The sequence below is a fragment of the Streptomyces sp. ICN903 genome (assembly GCF_022015835.1).
Classification (GTDB): domain Bacteria; phylum Actinomycetota; class Actinomycetes; order Streptomycetales; family Streptomycetaceae; genus Streptomyces; species Streptomyces fenghuangensis.
Genome location: NZ_JAKMAY010000089.1, coordinates 1 through 19,120 on the forward strand (window position 1 = coordinate 1; position 19,120 = coordinate 19,120).

Here is a 19,120-nt window from a genome sequence, read left to right on the forward strand (position 1 = left end):
CCACCCCGCCCCCGACCCGGCGGCCGTACGCCCGCCGCGCCACGACGAGGACGAACTGCTGGGCGTCGTGCCCGGCGACCTCAAGATCCCCTTCGACCCGCGCGAGGTGATCGCCCGGATCGTCGACGACTCCGACTTCGACGAGTTCAAACCGCTCTACGGCACCAGTCTGACCACCGGCTGGGCGACCCTGCACGGCTACCCCGTCGGCATCCTGGCCAACGCCCGCGGCGTGCTGTTCAGCCAGGAGTCCCAGAAGGCCGCCCAGTTCATCCAGCTCGCCAACCAGCGCGACATCCCGCTGCTGTTCCTCCACAACACCACCGGCTACATGGTCGGCACCGAGTACGAGCAGGGCGGCATCGTCAAGCACGGCGCGATGATGATCAACGCGGTCTCCAACTCCAAGGTGCCGCATCTGTCGGTGCTGATGGGAGCGAGCTACGGCGCCGGCCACTACGGCATGTGCGGCCGGGCCTACGACCCGCGCTTCCTGTTCGCCTGGCCCAGCGCCAAGTCCGCCGTCATGGGACCGCGGCAGCTCGCCGGAGTGCTCTCCATCGTGATGCGCGAGTCCGCGGCCTCCAGGGGCAGGCCCTACGACGAGGAGGACGACGCGGCGCTGCGCGCCATGGTCGAACAGCAGATCGAGGCCGAGTCGCTGCCGGCGTTCCTGTCCGGGCGGCTCTACGACGACGGCGTCATCGACCCGCGCGACACGCGCACCGTGCTCGGCATGTGCCTGTCCGCCGTGCACACCGCTCCGGTGGCGGGTGCGCGCGGCGGCTTCGGCGTCTTCCGGATGTGAGGAGTGGACATGTCGGCACAACCGGACGCGGGGCGGACCATCGGCTCCGTCCTGGTCGCGGGCCGCGGCGAGATCGCCCGGCGCGTCTTCCGCACCTGCCGGGAGCTGGGCGTCGCCACCGTCGCCGTCCACTCCGACGCGGACGCGGACGCCCTCCACGCGCGGGAGGCCGACGCGGCCGTGGCGCTGCCCGGCGACGCGCCCGCCGACACCTATCTGCGCGGCGACCTGGTCGTGGCGGCCGCCCTGGCGGCGGGCGCGGACGCCGTCCACCCCGGCTACGGATTCCTCTCCGAGAACGCCGGTTTCGCCCGGGCGGTACTGGAGGCGGGACTGGTCTGGATCGGCCCGCCGCCCGAGGCGATCGAGGCCATGGCGTCCAAGACCCGCGCCAAGGAGCTGATGAGGAAGGCCGGGGTGCCGCTGCTGGAGCCGGTACGGCCCGGTGAGGCGCGCGAGGAGGACCTGCCGCTGCTGGTCAAGGCCGCGGCGGGCGGCGGCGGGCGCGGTATGCGGATCGTGCGCGAACTGGTCGCGCTGGAGGGCGAGGTACATGCCGCGTCGGCCGAGGCGGAGGCGGCCTTCGGCGACGGCGAGGTCTTCGCCGAGCCCTACGTGGAGCGCGGCCGCCATGTGGAGGTGCAGGTGCTCGCGGACGGCCACGGCACGGTGTGGGCCCTGGGCACCCGCGACTGCTCGCTCCAGCGCCGCCACCAGAAGGTGATCGAGGAGGCCCCCGCACCGGGGCTGACCGGGGAGCAGCGCGCCTCACTGCACGGCGCGGCCGAGCGCGCCGCCCGCGCGGTCGGCTACCGGGGCGCGGGCACGGTGGAGTTCCTCCTCGCACCGGACGGGCGGGCGTACTTCCTGGAGATGAACACCCGCCTCCAGGTCGAGCACCCCGTCACCGAATGCGTGTACGGCCTCGACCTCGTCGCGCTGCAGCTGCGGATCGCCGAGGGCGCCCCGCTGCCCGCCGCGCGGCCGCCCGAGCCGCACGGCCATGCCGTCGAGGCCCGCCTCTACGCGGAGGACCCGGCCCGGCAGTGGCGTCCGCAGACCGGGCGGGTGCACCGTCTGGAGGTCCCCGGCGGCCCCGGGATACGACTGGACGCGGGGGTGGGCGGCGGTGACGAGGTCACCGTGCACTACGACCCGATGCTCGCCAAGGTCATCGCCTGGGCGCCCACCCGCGCCGAAGCCGTGCGGAAGCTGGCACACGCGCTGGAGCGGGCCCGCGTCCACGGCCCGGCCACCAACCGCGACCTGCTGGTGCGCTCGCTGCGGCACCCCGACTTCGCTTCCGCACGCGTGGACACCGGCTTCTACGACCGGCATCTGGCGCGCCTGTGCGAGGAGCCACCGGACGGGGAGCGGCGCCTGCGCGCGGCGGCGTTCGCGGCGGCCCTGGCGGACGCCGAGGCGCACCGCACGGCCGCGCGGACCGTCTCCGGGCGGCTCGGCGGCTGGCGCAACCTCCCCTCCGGCCCGCAGACCAAGCGCTACCGGGCCGAACCCGGCGGGGCGGAGGTGGAGGTGCGCTACCGGCCCGCGCGCGGCGGCCCGCCGCCGGCCGGGGACCTGCCGGGGGTGTGCGCCCTGCGCGTGGCCGCCGACCGTGTCGAGCTGGAGATCGACGGCGTACGGCACCGCTTCGACGTCGCGGCGTATCCGGACGGGCCGATCGGTCCGGGCGGCGGGGAGGAGGGGGCGAGGGTCTTCGTGGACTCGCCGCTGGGCGCGTACGCCCTCACGGCGCTGCCGCGTTTCCCCGATCCGCACACCCGCACCGAGCCGGGCTCGCTGCTGGCGCGGATGCCCGGCACGGTCGTACGCGTCGCCGACCGCCTCGCCGCCGGCGACGCGGTGACGGCGGGACAGCCGCTGCTGTGGCTGGAGGCGATGAAGATGGAGCACCGCGTCACGGCGCCGGCCGACGGGGTGCTGCGGGAGCTGCGGGTGACCGCGGGACAGCGCGTGGAGGTCGGTGCCGTCCTCGCGGTCGTCACCCCTGAGGAGCAGGACCGCGACGGCACCGGGGAACCGCCGGTGAGCCCGGCGACCGACGAAGGGGCAGGGGCATGACCACTGATCAGCACGCCGGACACACGGCGGCCGCACTGCTGGAGACCGACGAGCAGCGGGCGCTGCGCGCGGCCGTCGCAGCGCTCGGCGAACGCTTTGGCCGCGAGTACTTCGAGCGGGTGCGCCGGGCCGGCGGGCAGACCGACGAACTGTGGCGGGAGGCCGGAAAGCTCGGCTACCTCGGCGTCAGCCTCCCCGAGGAGTACGGGGGAGGGGGCGGCGGCATCACCGAGCTGTCGATCGTGCTGGAGGAGCTGGGCGCGGTGGGCTGCCCGCTGCTGATGCTCATCGTCACCCCCGCCATCACCGGCACCGTCATCGCCCGCTTCGGCACCGGGGAGCAGAAGCGCGCCTGGCTGCCCGGACTGGCCGACGGCAGCCGGAAGATGGCGTTCGGCATCACCGAGCCGGACGCCGGATCCAACTCCCACCGCATCACCACCACCGCCCGCCGCGACGGCGGGGGGTGGGTCCTGACCGGCCGCAAGGTCTTCGTCTCCGGTGTGGACACCGCCGACGCCACCCTGATCGTGGGCCGCACCGAGGACGCCCGCACCGGCCGGCTCAAGCCCTGCCTGTTCATCGTCCCCGGAAACACCCCCGGCTTCTCCCGCAACATGATCGAGATGGAGCTGTCCGCCCCCGAGAAGCAGTTCGAACTGGTACTGGACGACGTACGGCTGCCCGCGGACGCGCTCGTCGGCGACGAGGACGCCGGACTGCTCCAGCTCTTCGCCGGACTCAACCCCGAGCGGATCATGACCGCCGCGTTCGCGCTCGGCATGGGCCGCTTCGCCGTCGCCCGGGCGGTGGACTACGCCCGCACCCGGAAGGTGTGGAAGGAGCCGATCGGCGCCCACCAGGCCATCGCCCACCCGCTGGCCGAGGCGCACGTGGAGATCGAGCTGGCCCGCCTGATGACGCGCAAGGCGGCCCTGCTGTACGACGCCGGCGACGACGCGGGAGCGGGCGAGGCGGCCAACATGGCCAAGTACGCGGCGGCGGAGGCCTGCGCGAAGGCCGTGGACCGCGCCGTGCACACCCTCGGCGGCAACGGCCTGACCAGCGAATACGGTCTGGGCTCCCTCGTCACGGCCTCCCGTGTCGCCCGGATCGCACCGGTCAGCCGGGAGATGATCCTCAACTTCGTCTCCCACCGGACCCTGGGCCTGCCCAGGTCCTACTGAGACACCCCCGCCCTTTCTCGGAGGGCGCCGTGTTCCGCGGCGAGTACGCCGATGTCCCACTCCTCGGCCGGCCCGCCCGCGACACCGCGCGGCGCGAACCGCGAGCCCGGGAGAAGAGGACCCGGGAGCAGAGGACCAGGGAGAAGGGAGTCACGGCATGACGGACACGGACGGCAGCGAGGGGGGTTCCCCGGTGCGGAGTTCGGCCGGAGGGGGCGTCACCACCCTCACCCTCGACTCGCCGCACAACCGCAACGCGCTCTCCGCCCGGCTGGTGGCCGAGCTGTACGCGCACCTGGAGGCGGCCGGGCACGACCCGGACACCCGGGCGGTGCTGCTCACCCACACCGGCACCACCTTCTGCGCCGGTGCCGATCTGGGCGAGGCGGGCGCTGCGGCCGGGCCGGCCGCGGCGCCCCTGGGGCTGGCACGGCTGCTGCGCACGGTCGTGGCCTTCCCCAAGCCCGTCGTCGCCCGCATCACCGGGCACGTACGGGCGGGCGGCGCCGGGCTGGTGGGCGCCTGCGACATCGCGGTGGCCGGCCCCGGCGCGACCTTCGCCTTCACCGAGGCGCGCCTCGGACTGGCCCCCGCGGTGATCTCCCTGCCGCTGCTGCCGCGGCTGGACGCGCGGGCGGCCGGACGGTACTACCTGACCGGCGAGCGGTTCGGCGCGGCGGAGGCGGCCCGCATCGGACTGGTCACCATCGCCACCGAGGACGCGGACGCCGCGCTGGAGCCGGTCCTGGACGGTCTGCGGCGCGCCTCGCCGCAGGGTCTGGCGGAGTCCAAACGCCTGGTCACGGCGGAGGTGCTGCGGGCCTTCGACCGGGACACCGATAGCCTGGCGGAGCTCTCCGCGCGGCTGTTCGCCTCGGACGAGGCGCGCGAGGGCATGTCCGCCTTCCTCGAACGACGGGACCCCCGATGGGTGCACCACTGACCGCACGGGGCAACGCGCCCAAGCAGGACCGCAGCCGCGCCACCCGGCGGCGTCTGCTCCAGTCCGCGGTGGCCTGCCTGGCCGAGCGCGGCTGGACGGGCAGCACGGTCTCGGTCGTCGCTGAGCACGCGGGCGTCACCCGCGGGGCGGCCCAGCACCACTTCCCCACCCGCGAGGACCTGTTCACGGCGGCGGTGGAGTACGTCGCCGAGGAGCGGTCGGCCGTTCTGCGGGACCTGCCGAGACCGGCCGGCGTCCGGGAGGCGGTCGAGGCGATCGTCGGCCTCTACACCGGTGAACTCTTCCGCGCCGCGCTCCAGTTGTGGGTGGCCGCCTCCAACGAACCCCAGCTCGCACCCCGGGTGGTCGCGCTGGAGGCGCGCATCGGCCGGGAGACGCACCGCATGGCGGTGCGTCTGCTGGGCGCGGACGAGAGCGTGCCAGGGGCGCGGGAGACCGTGCAGGGCCTGCTCGACATGGCCCGCGGCCTGGGCCTGGCCAACCTCCTGACCGACGACGGCGCCCGCCGCGAACGGGTCGTGGCCCAGTGGGCGGTCGTGGTCGAGGCGGCCCTGCGCGGCTGACGGCCGTCCGCTCCCGCCCCCGCACGGGAGGAGCGGAACGGACGGCCGCCGCGCCCGTGCCTACAGGGCGGCAGCCAGGCGGGTGCCCTGGTCGATCGCGCGCTTGGCGTCGAGTTCGGCGGCGATGTCGGCACCGCCGATGAGATGGGCCTTGACGCCGCGCCCGGCCAGCTCGTCGTACAGGTCGCGCCGGGGCTCCTGCCCGGTGCACAGCACGACGGTGTCCACCGGCAGTACCTGGGGCTGCCCGTCGACGGTGATGTGCAGACCCTCGTCGTCGATGCGCTCGTAGGCGACACCGGGGAGCATGGTGACGCCGCGCTGCCTGAGCTCGGTGCGGTGGATCCAGCCGGTGGTCTTGCCCAGCCCCGCGCCGACCTTGCTCGTCTTGCGCTGGAGCAGGTGGACGGTGCGCTCGGAGGAGGGGCGGACGGGCTCGGTCAGGCCGCCGGGGGAGCGGTGCTCGGTGTCGACGCCCCAGCGGGTGAGGAACGCCTCGGTGCTCTCCGGCTCGCCCGGCCCGCCGTCGGGACCGGGGTGGGTGAGGTAGGCGGCGACGTCGAAGCCGATGCCGCCCGCGCCCAGGATCGCCACGCGCCGGCCGACGGGCCTGCGGTCGTGGAGGACGTCGAGGTAGCCCACCACGCTGGGGTGGTCGATGCCGGGGATCTCGGGGACGCGGGGGGTGACGCCGGTGGCCAGGACGATCTCGTCGTGGCCGGCGTCCGCGAGCTGCTCCGCGGTGACCTCGGTGCCCAGGCGCGACCGGACGCCGAGGGCGCCGAGCCGGTGGCGGTAGTAGCGCAGGGTCTCGTCGAACTCCTGCTTGCCGGGGACGCGGCGGGCGGTGTTGAGCTGCCCGCCGATCTCGGGGGCGGCGTCGTACAGGGTGACGGTGTGGCCGCGCTCGGCCGCGGAGACGGCGAAGGCGAGCCCGGCCGGTCCGGCGCCGACCACCGCGACGTCCTTGACCCGGCGGGTGGGCTCCAGGACCAGTTCGGTCTCGTGGCAGGCCCGGGGGTTGACCAGGCAGGAGGTGATCTTGAGGCTGAAGGTGTGGTCGAGGCAGGCCTGGTTGCAGCCGATGCAGGTGTTGATCGCCTCGGGGGTGCCGGCGGCGGCCTTGGCGACGAAGTCGGCGTCGGCGAGCATGGGGCGGGCCAGGGAGACCATGTCGGCGTCGCCGTCGGCGAGGATCCGCTCGGCCAGCTCGGGGTTGTTGATGCGGTTGCAGGTGACCAGCGGGACGGAGACGGACCCCATCAGCTTGCGGGTGACCCAGGTGAAGGCGCCGCGGGGCACGGAGGTGGCGATGGTGGGGATGCGCGCCTCGTGCCAGCCGATGCCGGTGTTGATGATGGTGGCGCCCGCGGCCTCGACGGCGCGGGCCAGCTCGACGACCTCGGGGAAGGTGGAGCCGCCGGGCACCAGGTCGAGCATGGACAGCCGGTAGACGATGATGAAGTCCTCGCCGACGCGCTCGCGGACCCGGCGCACGATCTCGACGGGGAAGCGCATGCGGTTGGCGTACGAGCCGCCCCAGCGGTCGGTGCGGTGGTTGGTGGCGGAGGCGATGAACTCGTTGATCAGATAGCCCTCGGAGCCCATGATCTCCACGCCGTCGTAGCCCGCGGACCGGGCGAGGGCGGCGCTGTGGGCGAAGTCCTCGATGGTCCGCTCGATCTCGGCGTCGGTGAGTTCGCGCGGGGTGTGGGGGCTGATCGGAGCCTTCAGCGGGCTCGGGGCGACGAGGTCGGGGTGGTAGGCGTAGCGGCCGAAGTGGAGGATCTGCATCGCGATGCGGCCGCCCTCGGCGTGGACGGCGTCGGTGACGGCGCGGTGGCGTTCGGCCTCCTCCTCGGTGGTGAGCATGGCGCCGCCGGGGTAGGGGCGTCCGGCCTCGTTGGGGGCTATGCCGCCGGTGACGATCAGGCCGACGCCGCCGCGGGCGCGCTCGGCGTAGAAGGCGGCCATCCGGGAGAAGCCGTCGGGGGCCTCCTCCAGACCGACGTGCATCGAGCCCATGAGGACCCGGTTGGGCAGGGTGGTGAAGCCCAGGTCCAGCGGCCGGAGCAGATGGGGGTAGGCGGTCATGCGGTCGGTCTCCCGGTTCGGTGCGGGTGAGGGCGGTGCGGCGGAAGGAGGGGGTGACGGGAGGAGCGGGACGGGCCGGCGGTCAGCGGCCGGCGGCCTCGTGTGAGATCCGCTCGAACTGCGCGCCCATGGCCTCGGCCAGGGCCTGGGCGGCGGACAGCGGGCGGACCATGACGGTGAGGTCGTCGATCCTGCCGTCCTCGTCGAAGTGCAGGAAGTCGCAGCCCTGGATCCGCCGGCCGCCGACCGTGGCGGTGAAGACGAGGGCGTGGTCGCGGCCGTCCGGGCCGGAGAACTCACGGGTGTAGGAGAAGTCCTCGAAGACCCGCATCACACCGCGCAGGATCGCCGCGGTGATCGCCTTTCCCTCGTAGGGCCTGAAGGCGACGGGGCTGGTGAAGACGACGTCCTCGGCCAGCAGGTCCGCCAGCGCCTGCTCGTCGCGGGCCTCCACGGCGCGCCGGAAGGGGTTCATGCCGACCACCTCGATAGCCAAAAAGTTTACTAGGTGCGTTGGAGAGTAAATCCTGGCGGGAAGTCTGTCCACACCGGGCCGAAGCCGCGCCCGCCGGTGCCGGGACGGCGCGGAACAGTCGATTTGTCGGCAGGTCGCCCCCGTGCTGCAATACGGGGATGGCTCTGCGCAACGCGGTGATGGCGGCCCTACTGGAAGGCGAGGCGTCGGGCTGGGACCTGGCCAAGGGGTTCGACTCCTCGGTCGCCAACTTCTGGACGGCCACCCCCCAGCAGCTCTACCGCGAACTCGAGCGCATGGAACGGGAGGGGCTCGTGGCGGCCCGCGTCGTCCAGCAGGAGCGCCGGCCCAACAAGCGGCTGTTCTCCCTGACCGAGGCGGGATACGCCGCACTGCGCGACTACACCGCCGCCGCCCTCGCCCGGCCCACCGTCATCCGCGACGAACTGCTGGTGAAGGTCCAGAGCGCCGACGTGGGCGACATCGAGGGGGTCAGGGCCGCCGTCGAGACGCAACTGGAGTGGTCTACGGCCAAGCTGGCCCGCTACGAGCGGGGGCGCGCCAAGCTGCTGGACGGGCGCACCGAGGAGGAGTACCTCGCGCGGGCCGAACGCGTGGGCCCCTACCTCACACTGCTGCGCGGCATCGCCTTCGAGCGCGAGAACCTGCAGTGGTGCGAGACCGCCCTGAAGGTCCTGCGACAGCGGGGCGCCGGTGCGCGCACCGGCGCCGGTGGACGCGGGGGCGCGGTGGAGGCGTCCGGCCGCCGGCGGTGAGCGGCCCCGTACCCGCCGACCGGGCCCCGGACCTACGCCTCGAAGCCCGCCGCACCGCCGGGCACCAGATCCGGATGCGCCTCCAGCAGCCGTTCGGGAGCCGCCTGCCGCCAGGAGTCGACGAGGACGTCCCGCAGCTCGGCGATGTCCTCCAGGGCGGCCAGCCTGACCCGCACCCACGCCGAGGACACCTCGTGGGGCGGCACCCAGAACTTCTCCGGCTCGGCCGCGATCAGCTCGGTGCGCTCAAGGCGCGGGCAGCGCACGGCGACGGAGGTCTCGTCGTCGGGGACCGTGATGTACATCTTCCCGGCCACCCGGAAGGTGGGCATGCTCCACGCCTCCTTCTCCACGGTCTCCGGGAGGGACAGCGCGATACGTCGGACGTCGTCGGAATCGATCACGGCGATACCGTAGCCGCGCCCACCGACACGGCCGGGCCGCGCCGGGGCCTCAGGCCGGGCCGCGCCGGGGCCCCGGTCCCTCAGGAGGGCCGGGAGGCGGTGCGGGAGAGGAAGGCGTCCCGGTCGAGGAAGACCAACCGGGCCCGCTTGTGCGGCAGTTCGATCTCGGGGCCGAGGACGAAACCGGTACGCAGCAGCCGGGAGACCGCCTTCTCGTTGCGGGCGTCGGGCTCGGCGACGATCCGCCTGCGGCCGGGGTCCTCGGCCAGCAGGTGGGCCAGGAAGACGGTCAGCAGGGTGCCGGTGAAGCCCGGCCGCGCCCCGCCGTCCGCCGGGCCGACCATCAGATGGAGGCCGTAGTCCCCCGGCCGCACCTCGTAGTACTCGCCGACCGGGTCGGCGTCCGGCTCGTAGGTCTGGAAGAGGGCGACCGGCCGGTCGTCGAGGTGGATCAGGTAGGCGTGGTGCGTGGACAGGGAGTCCAGGTACTCGTAGATCTCCAGGACCTGCTCGCGGGTGTGGTCCAGCATCCCCCAGAAGCGGGCCCGCTCCCGGGTCACCCAGTCATACAGCAGATCGATGTCGCGGGCGGGGTCCACGGGGACGACGCGGACCGTGCCGAAGCCCTCGACGCGGGCCTCGTGCACGGCTTGGCGACGCCGGGGGGCCGAGGGCGCGGAGGGGGCGGAGGCGCCGGAGGGCGCGGCCGGGTCGGTCACTTCTCTCCTCGGTCGGAGGCTGCGGACGGTACGGATGGTACCGGCGGTGCGGCGGGCTCCTCGGCGAGCTTCTCCCAGTCGGTGACGACCGGGACCAGCTCGCAGCGCGCCCACGGCGAAAGCTGGTCGCGGTGGTGCGGGTCCCCGGGCACGCCCGAGGCACCGAGCGGCACCACCCAGGCGCTGTCCTCACGGCGGGCGAGGTCCCACACGTAGCGGGCGGCGGAGGCGCGGGCGCTGAGGTCGGTGACCCCGGGCACGCTGGAGGTGGCCAGCACGCAGTCGTGGTCGCCGGCCAGGGAGGGCCAGGGCTCGCCGGGATCGGCCGGCAGCGCCTGCCAGGGCGCGAGCCGGTGGGTGTCGCCCCACCGCGCCGGCGGGCCCTGGACGGCGGCCTCGCCGGCCGCCACCTCCTCGACGGCGGCCCGTACGGCCCCGGCCCGGTCCGCGAGCGGCAGGAGGTCCGTGGCCAGCAGATGCTCCAGGGCGTATCCGACGCGGGGCACGAGCGCGAGCCAGGGCCGGAAGACCTCCGGTGCGGGCGGCGGGTCCGCCAGCGGCCGCAGCAGCGGATGCTTCGCCAGCAGCCTGACCGTCGCGGTGCGGACGGCGGCGAAGGAGGCGGCGCCGGCGCTGTCGGCGTCCATACGGCGGTCCCAGTCCAGCAGCCGCTCCCGCAACCGCCGGGCGTCCGGCCCCAGTTCCCCGGGGTCGGTGCGCGCCAGCAGGTCCAGCAGGGGCGCGGCCGAGGCCAGCAGGGTGTCGCGGTGGACGGCCGCCATGTCCTTCGCGGACCACACGGCCCGCTCCGCCAGCAGCTCCCGGATGCGTTCGGCCCGGTGCGGCGGCGCGAACTCCACACCGAGGGGTCCGGCGATGCCGCGCTGGTTGGCCATGACCGCGACGCCCTCGACGCGTTCGCGCGGCATCGGCCCGTGCCAGGCCCGCCAGGCGTACCGGGGCTCCCAGGCGGGCACGACCCTCGTCCGGTTGTCCGGATGGCGCACGGGAACGGCGCCCGCCACCCGGTGCAGCGTCCCGCCCGCGGTGTCGGCGGCCAGGACGACGTTGACGGGCTCCACCCAGCCGTCCAGGGCGCGGTCGACGTCGGCGACGGAGCGGGCCCGCAGCAGGGCGGGAAGCACCCCGAAGCCGAGGTCCGCGCTCACCCGAGGGGGGTGGCGCAGGGCGAGCGCGCCGAAGACGTCCGGGGCCATGGCGTCCGGGGCGTCCGGTGCGGCGGAGTCCCGAGCCGGGAGGCCCGGGACGCAGGAGCCCGGATCCGCCCAGTGGGCCGCCTCGTCGCCGTCGGCGATGACGGGCCCGCGCTCGGTCTCGATCACCTCGACGGTCACGGGCTCGCCGCCGGCCACCTCGATCGTCTCCACGTGACGCTCGGCGGGCCGCCACCCGTTCGGGCCCAGCGCCTCCACCCGCTCCCCGCCCGGCCCGGTGCGCCGCAGCCGCTCGCGGTAGAGGTCCTGGTAGTCGGCCATGGCGTTGGTGATGGCCCAGGCCACCGGGCCGGCATGGCCGAAGTGGGCGATGCCGGGGACACCGGGGACGGCGAGGCCGACGACGTCGAACTCCGGGCAGGCCAGCCGGATCTGCTGGTAGACCCCCGGGGCCTCGATGAACCGGTGGGGGTCGCCCGCGACGATCGCCGCGCCCGTGGTGCTGTGTTCCGGCGGGACGAGCCAGCCGTTGCTGCCGGAGGTGCCGGGCCCGTCGGTGGCGAACACCCCCACCCACTCGGGCCCCAGACGGCGGGCGACGGCGTCGCGCCAGAGCTTGGCCGGGAAGCCCGCGAACAGGATGTGCGCCGACAGCCAGACGCCCAGCGGCGTCCACGGCCGCCAGCGGCCGGGTGCCAGGCCAGTGGCGGCGAACTCCGGGGCCCGGGCGGCCCCTTCCGCCAGCCCGTCGTTGACCCCGTCGACATAGGAGCGGACCCAGGCGGCGGTGCCGGGATCCTCGCGCTCCAGGGTGTCCATGCACCGCCGGGCGGTGTCCTCCAGCCGCACCCGCCGCGCGAACCGGTCCCAGGAGACGGCCTCCGCACCGAGGAACGACGCGGTGGTGCCCTGCGCGCGGTGCCGCTCGACCTCGATCTGCCAGGCGCGGTCGGCCGCCGCGTTGCGTCCCTGGGCGTACGCCAGCTCGTCCGCGCCGTCCGCGCGCAGATGCGGTACGCCCCAGGCGTCCCGGTAGACCCTCACGGTCATGCTCGACCCCCCTTCCCGGCGGTGGACCGCCCGGCGCGGCCCAGCAGCAGGCCGGCCGCGCAGCCGCCCGCGAGGACCGCCGCGGCGCCGGCCAGCTGCCCGGTCCGCAGACCGGAGGCGAACGCCTCGGCGACCGCGGCCAGATCCGCCTCCCGGGAGACCCGGGCCAGGGCGGCGGGCAGCGACTGCGCGGCGCCGGCCGAGTCCGGCAGCAGGGCGGCGAACCGGGAGGCCAGGACCGCCCCCAGGACGGCGACGCCCAGACCGGCGCCCATCTCGGTGAGGGTGCCGTTGACACCGGCTCCCGCGCCCGCCTTCTCCTTGGGGATCGAGCTCATGACGGCCTCGGCGATGGCCGGATTGGCGCAGCCGCAGCCCGCCCCCATCAGCACCAGGCCGAACAGGATCCCGCCGTAGCCCCCGTCGCCGACGAGTGCGACGACCGCGAGGCCGGCCGCCATCACGGCCATGCCCGAGGCGATCATCACCGGCAGGCCGAAGCGCGCGATCAGCCGCGCGGAGGCGCCGGTGAAGTTCACCAGCACCACCGTCAGCGCGAAGGGCGCGACGGCCAGCCCCGCCTGGAGCGGGCTGTCGCCGCGGACGAACTGGAACTGCTGCGTGAGCAGGTACAGGGCGCCGCCGCTGCCGAAGGTGATCAGCACGACACCCGTCACGGCCCCGGTGAAGCGGCGGCTGCGGAACAGGGCCGGGTCCAGCATCGGATGCTCCGTGCGCCGCTCCCAGCGCAGGAAGACCGCCAGCACGGCGGCGCCCAGCACGGCCGGCACCAGGATCCGGGGAGAGCCCCAGCCCTCCTCCGGCCCGGTGATGACGGCGTAGACCACACAGGTCATGCCGGTGACGGAGAGCACCAGGCCCGGCAGGTCGAGGCGGCCGCCGCGAGGGTCGCGGCTCTCGGGTACCAGGACCGCGACGGCGACCAGGCCGATGAGCACCACCGGGATGTTGATCAGGAAGATCGCACCCCACCAGTAGTGGCTGAGCACCAGCCCGCCGACGACCGGCCCGGAGGCGAAGCCGAGGGCGTTGACGGCACCCCACAGGCCGATGGCCTTGGGCCGCTCGCTCGCGTCGAAGACCTGCATGACGACGGCGAGGGTGGTCGTCAGCAGCAGCGCCGCGCCCACGCCCATGCCCGCGCGGGCCGCGATGAGCTGGGCGGAGGAGGAGGCGAGTCCCGCCGCCAGCGAGCCGGCCCCGAACAGGGCCAGCCCGGCCAGCAGCATCCGCTTGCGTCCGTAGCGGTCGGCGGCGTTGCCCGCCGCGAGCAGCAGGCCCGCCTGCACCAGCGCGTAGGCGTTGATCATCCACTGGATGTCGGCGGTGGACGCGCCCAGCTCGCCGGTCAGCGACGGGATCGCCACGTTGAGCACGGTGTTGTCGAGCACCACGACGAGCTCGGCCAGGCAGACCACGGCCAGGATCGCCCAGCGGGCGGGGTGCCCGCCGGGTGGTCCGGCCGCCGCCGAATCGGGTGCGGGACCGGGCGCCGGGCCGGCGCCGGTGGCCGGGTCGGTCGTCACCACGGTGTGTCAGGCCCTCCCCGGGGCGTAGGGGGCGATGGGGTTCCTCAGGCTACCGACGAGCTGGAGCGCGCCGGAGGGGTCCGCCAGGTCCACCATCTGCCGGTTGTCGCGCAGCTGGAGCCGGTTGAGGCAGGACAGCGCGAACTCCTCGGCGAAGATGTCGTACCGCTCGAACCGCCCGGCCAGCTCCGGCACGGACTCCTGGTAGCGGATCACCGCCTCGGCGACGGTGCGCCAGAAGGCGTCCTCGGTCAGCACGCCCCGGTCGGCGAGGATCGCGCCGAGGTGGCGCAGGAAGCAGTCGAAGACGTCGGTGAGGATCGCCAGCAGCCGCATGTCCTCGGGTGTCTCGGCGCGGATGCGCTCCACCTCGGGGGGCAGCTCCACGCCGGAGTCCATCACGACGATCTCCTCGGCGATGTCCTTGAACACCGCCCGCGCCACCGCGTCGTCCTCCAGGACGAGGATGACGTTCTCGCCGTGCGGCATGTACGCCAGGTCGTAGGCGTAGAAGCTGTGCAGCAGCGGGGCGAGGTAGGCGTCCAGGTAGCGGCCCAGCCAGGCCTCGGGGGTGAGGCCGGAGCGTTCGATCAGCGCGGCGGCCAGCGAGCCCCCCTCGGTGTCGGTGTGGAGCAGGGACGCCATGGTGGCCAGGCGCTGTCCCTCCTCCAGCCGCGGGACGGGGCTCTCGCGCCACAGGGCCGCGAGCATCTTGCGGTAGGGCGAGTAGCGGTCGGTGGCGGCCTCGTAGCCGGGGTGGCGGTAGCCGACGGCGGCGCGCTCGCGGATGATCTCCAGTCCGGTGGCGCGCAGTACGGGGTCCTTGGCCACCAGGTCGGCCAGCCAGTCGTTGATGGCGGGGGTGGCCTCCATGTAGGCCGCCGACAGGCCCCGCATGAAGCCCATGTTCAGCACGGACAGGGCCGTCTTGACGTAGTGCTTGCCCGGCGCGGAGGTGTTGAAGAAGGTGCGGATGGACTGCTGGGCCAGGTACTCGTCCTCGCCCTCGCCCAGCAGAACGATCCGGCGCTGGGCGACCTCGGCGGAGAAGGTCACGGCGAGCTTGTTCCACCACTGCCAGGGGTGGACGGGGATCAGCAGGTAGTCCGCCGGGTCCAGGCCCTGGCCGCGCAGCACGGAGTCGAACCGGTCCAGGGTCTCCTCGCCGAGTTCGGCGCGCAGCAGCGTGTGGTAGTCGGTGTCGGCCGAGCAGGTGAAGGTGGTGTGGTCGCGGTGGGCGGCCACCCACAGCAGCCGTACCGGGGCCGCGGTCTCGGGCGCGTAGGCCAGGTACTCGTGGATCCCGAAGCCGAGGCGGCCGTTGTTGGCGACGAAGCAGGGATGGCCCTCGGTCATACCGGTCTCGATCGCCTGGAATCCGGAGCCGGCCAGCTCGGCGGCGGTGACCGGCTCCTTCGCCAGTTTGTAGGCGGTGCTCGCCAGGGTGGAGCTGATCTCCTCCAGGTAGACGGGCAGGATCTCGTCGCTCAGGCCCAGGGCGCCGCGGAACTCGGTGAAGAACGCGAAGGCGTCCAGGGGCAGTTCGATGCCGCCGCGGTGGCGGGTGATGCTGCCGGCGTCGATCTGCCAGTGGTCGAGTGCCATCAGGCGGGCCGTGAAGCGGTACTCGGTCTCCTCGCCGTCCTCGCCGCCGGTGACGGCGTAGCGTCCGCCGCCCAGTTCGGCGGGGATCAGCAGGCGCTCGTGGGAGAACTCCGACAGGGCCTTGCGCAGCAGCAGCCGTACGGCGGTGTCCCAGTTCCCGGGGGTCAGATGGGCCACGGCCCTGTGCGGATCGGACTGCGGCACGGGGTGCGGTACGGCGTGTGTTACGGCGTGGGGGGAGGCGGCGGTCACAGGGCGGCTCCTCGTGTGGCGGCCTCGAAGCTCTCGCGGGTGCAGAAGCTCAGCAGGGCCTCCTTCTCCGGTTTGGCGATCGTGCCGGCGACCTCGAAGCCGACGGCGGCGTTGAGGGTGTGCACGGCGGTGTTGCGGGCGTCGGGCTCGACGACCACGCGGCGGGTGGCCGGATCGTCGAAGAGCATCGCCATCACCGTGGTGATGACGGCGAGGGTGAACCCGTGGACCGGGGTGTCGGACGGCGCGGTGAGGAAGTGCATCCCGACGTCGCCCTCCCGGTGGTCGTACAGCCCGGCCAGCTCCACACGGGCCGGGTCGTAGCGCTCGACGAGGAAGGCGGGGCTGCCGCGGTGCAGGCCGAGGAAGGCGTCGTGGTGCGGGTGTTCGGCGATCCGCCGGTACTCGTCGGCCACCTGCCGCTCGTCGGCGTCCTGCATCATCCAGTACACGGCCTTGGGGTGGGTCACCCAGGAGTGCAGCAGGGGCGCGTCGGCGGCGGGGTCGAGGGCGACCACGGAGAATCCCCCCAGACGGGGGTCCTCGCGGTGGAAGAGGACGTCGCTCACGCGATGCCTCCCTCGGGGGCGCCGAAGTCCTGGAAGGCGATGGACTTCTCGACGGGGTAGACCTCGCGGCCGAGGATGTCGCGGATGATCCAGGAGTTGCGGTACGGGCCCATGCCCAGGTCCGGCGAGGTGACGCTGTGGGCGTGGACGGCGCCGTTCTGCAGGAAGACGCCGCGCCCGGTGACGTCGACGCTGTAGTTGCGGGCGACGTCGAAGCGGCCCGAGGAGTCGAAGCGCAGGCGGTCGCGGATCCCGTCCAGGAAGGCGGGGACGCGGTGGCGGTAGCCGGTGGCCAGGATCAGGCCCTCGGTGGTGAGGGTGAACTCCTCGCCCTGTTCGACCTGGCGCAGGCCCAGGGTGTAGGTGCCGCTCGCCTCGTCGTGGGAGGCGGAGGTCAGCGCGGTGTTGGTCAGTAGCCGGGTGGGGACGGGGCCGGCGGCGCTCTTGGCGTACAGCAGGTCGAAGATGTCGTTGATCAGGGCCTCGTTGATGCCCTTGAACAGGCCCTTCTGCTCGCCCTCCAGCCGGTGCCGGGTGGTCTCGGGCAGGGCGTGGAAGTAGTCGATGTAGTCGGGGGAGGTCATCTCCAGGGTCAGCTTGGTGTACTCCAGCGGGAAGAACCGCGGGGAGCGGGTGACCCAGTTCAGGCGGTAGCCGTGGGTGTCGATCTCCGAGAGCAGGTCGTGGTAGATCTCGGCGGCGCTCTGCCCGCTGCCCACGATGGTGATGCTCTCCTTGGCCTGGAGCGCCTTCCTGTGCTGCAGGTAGCGGGAGTTGTGGATCACGTCGCCGCCCAGTCCCTCGCAGGACTCGGGGACGTACGGCGGGGTGCCGGTGCCCAGCACCAGATGGCGGGCCCGGTGCTCGGTGAGTTCGCCGGTGGAGGTGTCGCGGGCGGTGACGGTGTACAGGCCCTCGGCCTCGTCGTGGGAGACGGCTGTGACCTCGCGGCCGAAGCGGACGCAGGACAGCCGGCCGGCGGCCCAGCGGCAGTAGGCGTTGTACTCGGCGCGCAGCGGATAGAAGCTCTCGCGGATGTAGAACTGGTACAGGCGCCCGGACTGCTTGAGGTAGTTGAGGAAGGAGTAGGGGGAGGTGGGGTCGGCCATGGTCACCAGGTCGGCCATGAAGGGCGTCTGCAGGGTGACGCCGTCCAGCAGCATGCCGGGGTGCCAGTCGAACTCCGGGCGGCTCTCCAGGAAGAGCCCGTCGAGGTCGTCGACCGGCTCGGTCAGGCAGGCCAGCCCCAGGTTGAAGGGGCCCAGTCCGATGGCTATGAAGTCGTGAGGGGTGGACACGTCGTCTCCGTGGGTCTGGTGATCCGGTGGTTCAGGCGGCCGGCGAGCCGTTCCGGCGGGCGGCGGCGGAGGCCAGGTGTTCCTGGGCGTGCCCGGCGATCAGGCCGAGGACGGCGCGGATGTCGTCCGTCGTCGTCTCCGGGTTGAGCAGGGTGAACTTCAGGTGGTGGCGGCCGTCGACCACCGTTCCGGCGACCACGGCCTCGCCGGAGGCGGCCAGGGCCTCGCGGGCGTGCAGGTTGGCCAGGTCCACGGCCGTCTCGTCGGCTTCCGCGCCGGCCTCCGTGCCGGGGGTGTAGCGGAAGACCAGGGTGGAGAGCGTCGGCCTGGTGACGACGGTGAAGCGGGGGTCCTCCTCCAGGATCCGCCAGGTGTCGGCGGCGAGGTCAACCACCTGGTCGAAGAGCGCGCCGACGGCGTCGGCGCCCATGATGCGCAGGGTCAGCCACAGCTTGAGCGCGTCGAAGCGCCGGGTGGTCTGCAGGGACTTGTCGACCTGGTTGGGGATGCGCTTCTCGGCGCTGCGGGCCGGGTTGAGGTAGTCGGCGTGGTAGGTGGCGTGCCGCAGGGTGGAGCCGTCGCGGACGAGGACGGCGCTGGAACTGACCGGCTGGAAGAAGGACTTGTGGTAGTCGACGGTGACCGAGTCGGCCCGCTCGATGCCGTTCAGCAGATGGCGGCGCTTGGTGGAGGCCAGCAGTCCGCAGCCGTATGCGGCGTCGACGTGGAACCACGTCCCGGCCTCCTGGCACAGCTCGGCTATCTCCGGCAGGGGGTCGATGGAGCCGAAGTCGGTGGTGCCGGCGGTGGCGGAGACGGCCATCACCGTCAGGCCCTCCTCCCGGCAGCGGCGCAGTTCGCGGGCGAGGGCGTCGGTACGCATCCGGCGGTCGCCGTCACAGGGTACGGAGAGGACCGATCCCGGCTCCAGACCGAGGAGTTTGGCGGCCTTCAGTACGGAGAAGTGGCCGGCCTCGGAGGTCAGGACGCGCAGTTTCGGCAGCATCTCGCAGACCGGCGGCGGGGTGGGGGAGTTCTTCCGCAGCAGCCGGAGGGCCTCCTCGCGGGCCAGCAGCAGCGCCTGGAGGTTGGACTGGGTGCCGCCGCTGGTGAAGATGCCGTCGGCGGCGCGGCCCAGGCCGATGCGGGCGGCGGTCCAGTCGATGAGCCGACGCTCCATCAGGGTGCCGCCGGCGCTCTGGTCCCAGGTGTCCAGGGAGGAGTTGACGGCGGAGAGGACGGCCTCGCCGAGCAGGGCGGGGAGCACCACCGGGCAGTTGAGGTGGGCGAGGTAGCGGGGGTGGTGGAAGTAGACCGCGTCGCGGAGGTAGACCCGTTCCAGCTCGTCGAGGGCGGCGGCCGGGTCTCCCAGGGGGCGGTCGAGGTCGATGCCGTCGACCACCGGGGCCAGTTCGCCGGGGGTGACGCCGGTGAACGGGCGGCTGGTTCCGGCGACCGTCCGGGCGACCCGTGCCACGCCTTCGGAGACCAGCCGCCGGTAGTACTCGGCGGTGGAGTCGTTCAGCAGGTGGGAGCGGGGGTCGGC

At 73.5% G+C, this 19,120-nt stretch carries 16 protein-coding genes; 6 read left to right on the forward strand and 10 right to left on the reverse strand.

Annotated features, from left to right (window positions below; genetic code table 11):
* The 5 genes from L7D48_RS11900 to L7D48_RS11920 all read left to right on the forward strand — a co-directional run.
* The coding region (locus L7D48_RS11900) for an acyl-CoA carboxylase subunit beta (RefSeq protein ID WP_305853136.1) at nt 1-808 on the forward strand (808 nt) is incomplete at its 5' end.
* Between the two features lie 9 nt (nt 809-817).
* Nucleotides 818-2,893: a biotin carboxylase N-terminal domain-containing protein gene (locus L7D48_RS11905; protein WP_237879208.1), complete on the forward strand. Its 2,076-nt coding sequence runs from the start codon at nt 818-820 to the stop codon at nt 2,891-2,893.
* Nucleotides 2,890-4,080: an acyl-CoA dehydrogenase family protein gene (locus L7D48_RS11910; protein WP_237879210.1), complete on the forward strand. Its 1,191-nt coding sequence runs from the start codon at nt 2,890-2,892 to the stop codon at nt 4,078-4,080. The genes L7D48_RS11905 and L7D48_RS11910 overlap by 4 nt, the downstream gene beginning before the upstream one ends.
* 157 nt (nt 4,081-4,237) lie before the next feature.
* Entirely contained in the window at nt 4,238-5,023 is a 786-nt protein-coding gene (locus L7D48_RS11915) for an enoyl-CoA hydratase family protein (RefSeq protein ID WP_237879212.1), read from the forward strand.
* Nucleotides 5,008-5,607, forward strand: a complete 600-nt coding sequence (locus tag L7D48_RS11920; protein WP_237879214.1) for a TetR/AcrR family transcriptional regulator — start codon at nt 5,008-5,010, stop codon at nt 5,605-5,607. The genes L7D48_RS11915 and L7D48_RS11920 overlap by 16 nt, the downstream gene beginning before the upstream one ends.
* A 60-nt stretch (nt 5,608-5,667) precedes the next feature.
* Here the strand turns inward: L7D48_RS11920 and L7D48_RS11925 are convergent, their stop codons facing one another.
* Both L7D48_RS11925 and L7D48_RS11930 read right to left on the reverse strand, forming a co-directional pair.
* A complete protein-coding gene (locus tag L7D48_RS11925; protein WP_237879216.1) occupies nt 5,668-7,701 on the reverse strand; it encodes an FAD-dependent oxidoreductase in 2,034 nt (677 codons plus the stop codon).
* A gap of 82 nt (nt 7,702-7,783) precedes the next feature.
* Nucleotides 7,784-8,176, reverse strand: a complete 393-nt coding sequence (locus tag L7D48_RS11930) for a nuclear transport factor 2 family protein (protein ID WP_237879218.1) — start codon at nt 8,174-8,176, stop codon at nt 7,784-7,786.
* Between the two features lie 158 nt (nt 8,177-8,334).
* On the opposite strand from L7D48_RS11930, the gene L7D48_RS11935 reads away from it, so the two are divergent.
* A complete protein-coding gene (locus L7D48_RS11935) occupies nt 8,335-8,952 on the forward strand; it encodes a PadR family transcriptional regulator (RefSeq protein ID WP_237879219.1) in 618 nt (205 codons plus the stop codon).
* Nucleotides 8,953-8,984: 32 nt separating this feature from the next.
* Here the strand turns inward: L7D48_RS11935 and L7D48_RS11940 are convergent, their stop codons facing one another.
* The 8 genes from L7D48_RS11940 to L7D48_RS11975 form a co-directional block, all read right to left on the reverse strand.
* Nucleotides 8,985-9,356, reverse strand: coding sequence for an MmcQ/YjbR family DNA-binding protein (locus L7D48_RS11940; RefSeq protein ID WP_237879221.1), 372 nt, complete (start codon nt 9,354-9,356; stop codon nt 8,985-8,987).
* Nucleotides 9,357-9,436: 80 nt separating this feature from the next.
* Nucleotides 9,437-10,075 (reverse strand): GNAT family N-acetyltransferase, encoded by a 639-nt coding sequence (locus L7D48_RS11945; protein WP_101258215.1) that lies wholly within the window; start codon nt 10,073-10,075, stop codon nt 9,437-9,439.
* On the reverse strand, nt 10,072-12,300 hold the full coding sequence (locus L7D48_RS11950; protein ID WP_237879223.1) for a penicillin acylase family protein: 2,229 nt from the start codon (nt 12,298-12,300) through the stop codon (nt 10,072-10,074). Before L7D48_RS11950 ends, L7D48_RS11945 begins: the two co-directional genes overlap by 4 nt.
* Nucleotides 12,297-13,850, reverse strand: coding sequence for a DHA2 family efflux MFS transporter permease subunit (locus tag L7D48_RS11955; protein ID WP_374492018.1), 1,554 nt, complete (start codon nt 13,848-13,850; stop codon nt 12,297-12,299). The genes L7D48_RS11950 and L7D48_RS11955 overlap by 4 nt, the downstream gene beginning before the upstream one ends.
* A 6-nt stretch (nt 13,851-13,856) precedes the next feature.
* Nucleotides 13,857-15,659, reverse strand: a complete 1,803-nt coding sequence (locus tag L7D48_RS11960; RefSeq protein WP_237879237.1) for an IucA/IucC family siderophore biosynthesis protein — start codon at nt 15,657-15,659, stop codon at nt 13,857-13,859.
* A gap of 44 nt (nt 15,660-15,703) precedes the next feature.
* Nucleotides 15,704-16,276 (reverse strand): GNAT family N-acetyltransferase, encoded by a 573-nt coding sequence (locus tag L7D48_RS11965; protein ID WP_237879230.1) that lies wholly within the window; start codon nt 16,274-16,276, stop codon nt 15,704-15,706.
* The gene (locus tag L7D48_RS11970) at nt 16,273-17,574 is read right to left on the reverse strand and encodes a lysine N(6)-hydroxylase/L-ornithine N(5)-oxygenase family protein (protein WP_237879232.1); all 1,302 of its coding nucleotides are present in this window, start codon (nt 17,572-17,574) and stop codon (nt 16,273-16,275) included. The genes L7D48_RS11965 and L7D48_RS11970 overlap by 4 nt, the downstream gene beginning before the upstream one ends.
* 31 nt (nt 17,575-17,605) lie before the next feature.
* Nucleotides 17,606-19,120: aspartate aminotransferase family protein (locus L7D48_RS11975; RefSeq protein WP_237879234.1), on the reverse strand; the 1,515-nt coding region annotated here is incomplete at its 5' end.

What these genes read in the sequence shown, in the direction of transcription:
- L7D48_RS11905 (WP_237879208.1), top strand. Translation starts at nt 818, where the DNA reads ATGTCGGCACAACCGGACGCGGGGCGGACCATCGGCTCCGTCCTGGTC.
- L7D48_RS11910 (WP_237879210.1), top strand. Translation starts at nt 2,890, where the DNA reads ATGACCACTGATCAGCACGCCGGACACACGGCGGCCGCACTGCTGGAG.
- L7D48_RS11915 (WP_237879212.1), top strand. Translation starts at nt 4,238, where the DNA reads ATGACGGACACGGACGGCAGCGAGGGGGGTTCCCCGGTGCGGAGTTCG.
- L7D48_RS11920 (WP_237879214.1), top strand. Translation starts at nt 5,008, where the DNA reads ATGGGTGCACCACTGACCGCACGGGGCAACGCGCCCAAGCAGGACCGC.
- L7D48_RS11925 (WP_237879216.1), bottom strand. Translation starts at nt 7,701, where the DNA reads ATGACCGCCTACCCCCATCTGCTCCGGCCGCTGGACCTGGGCTTCACC.
- L7D48_RS11930 (WP_237879218.1), bottom strand. Translation starts at nt 8,176, where the DNA reads ATGAACCCCTTCCGGCGCGCCGTGGAGGCCCGCGACGAGCAGGCGCTG.
- L7D48_RS11935 (WP_237879219.1), top strand. Translation starts at nt 8,335, where the DNA reads ATGGCTCTGCGCAACGCGGTGATGGCGGCCCTACTGGAAGGCGAGGCG.
- L7D48_RS11950 (WP_237879223.1), bottom strand. Translation starts at nt 12,300, where the DNA reads ATGACCGTGAGGGTCTACCGGGACGCCTGGGGCGTACCGCATCTGCGC.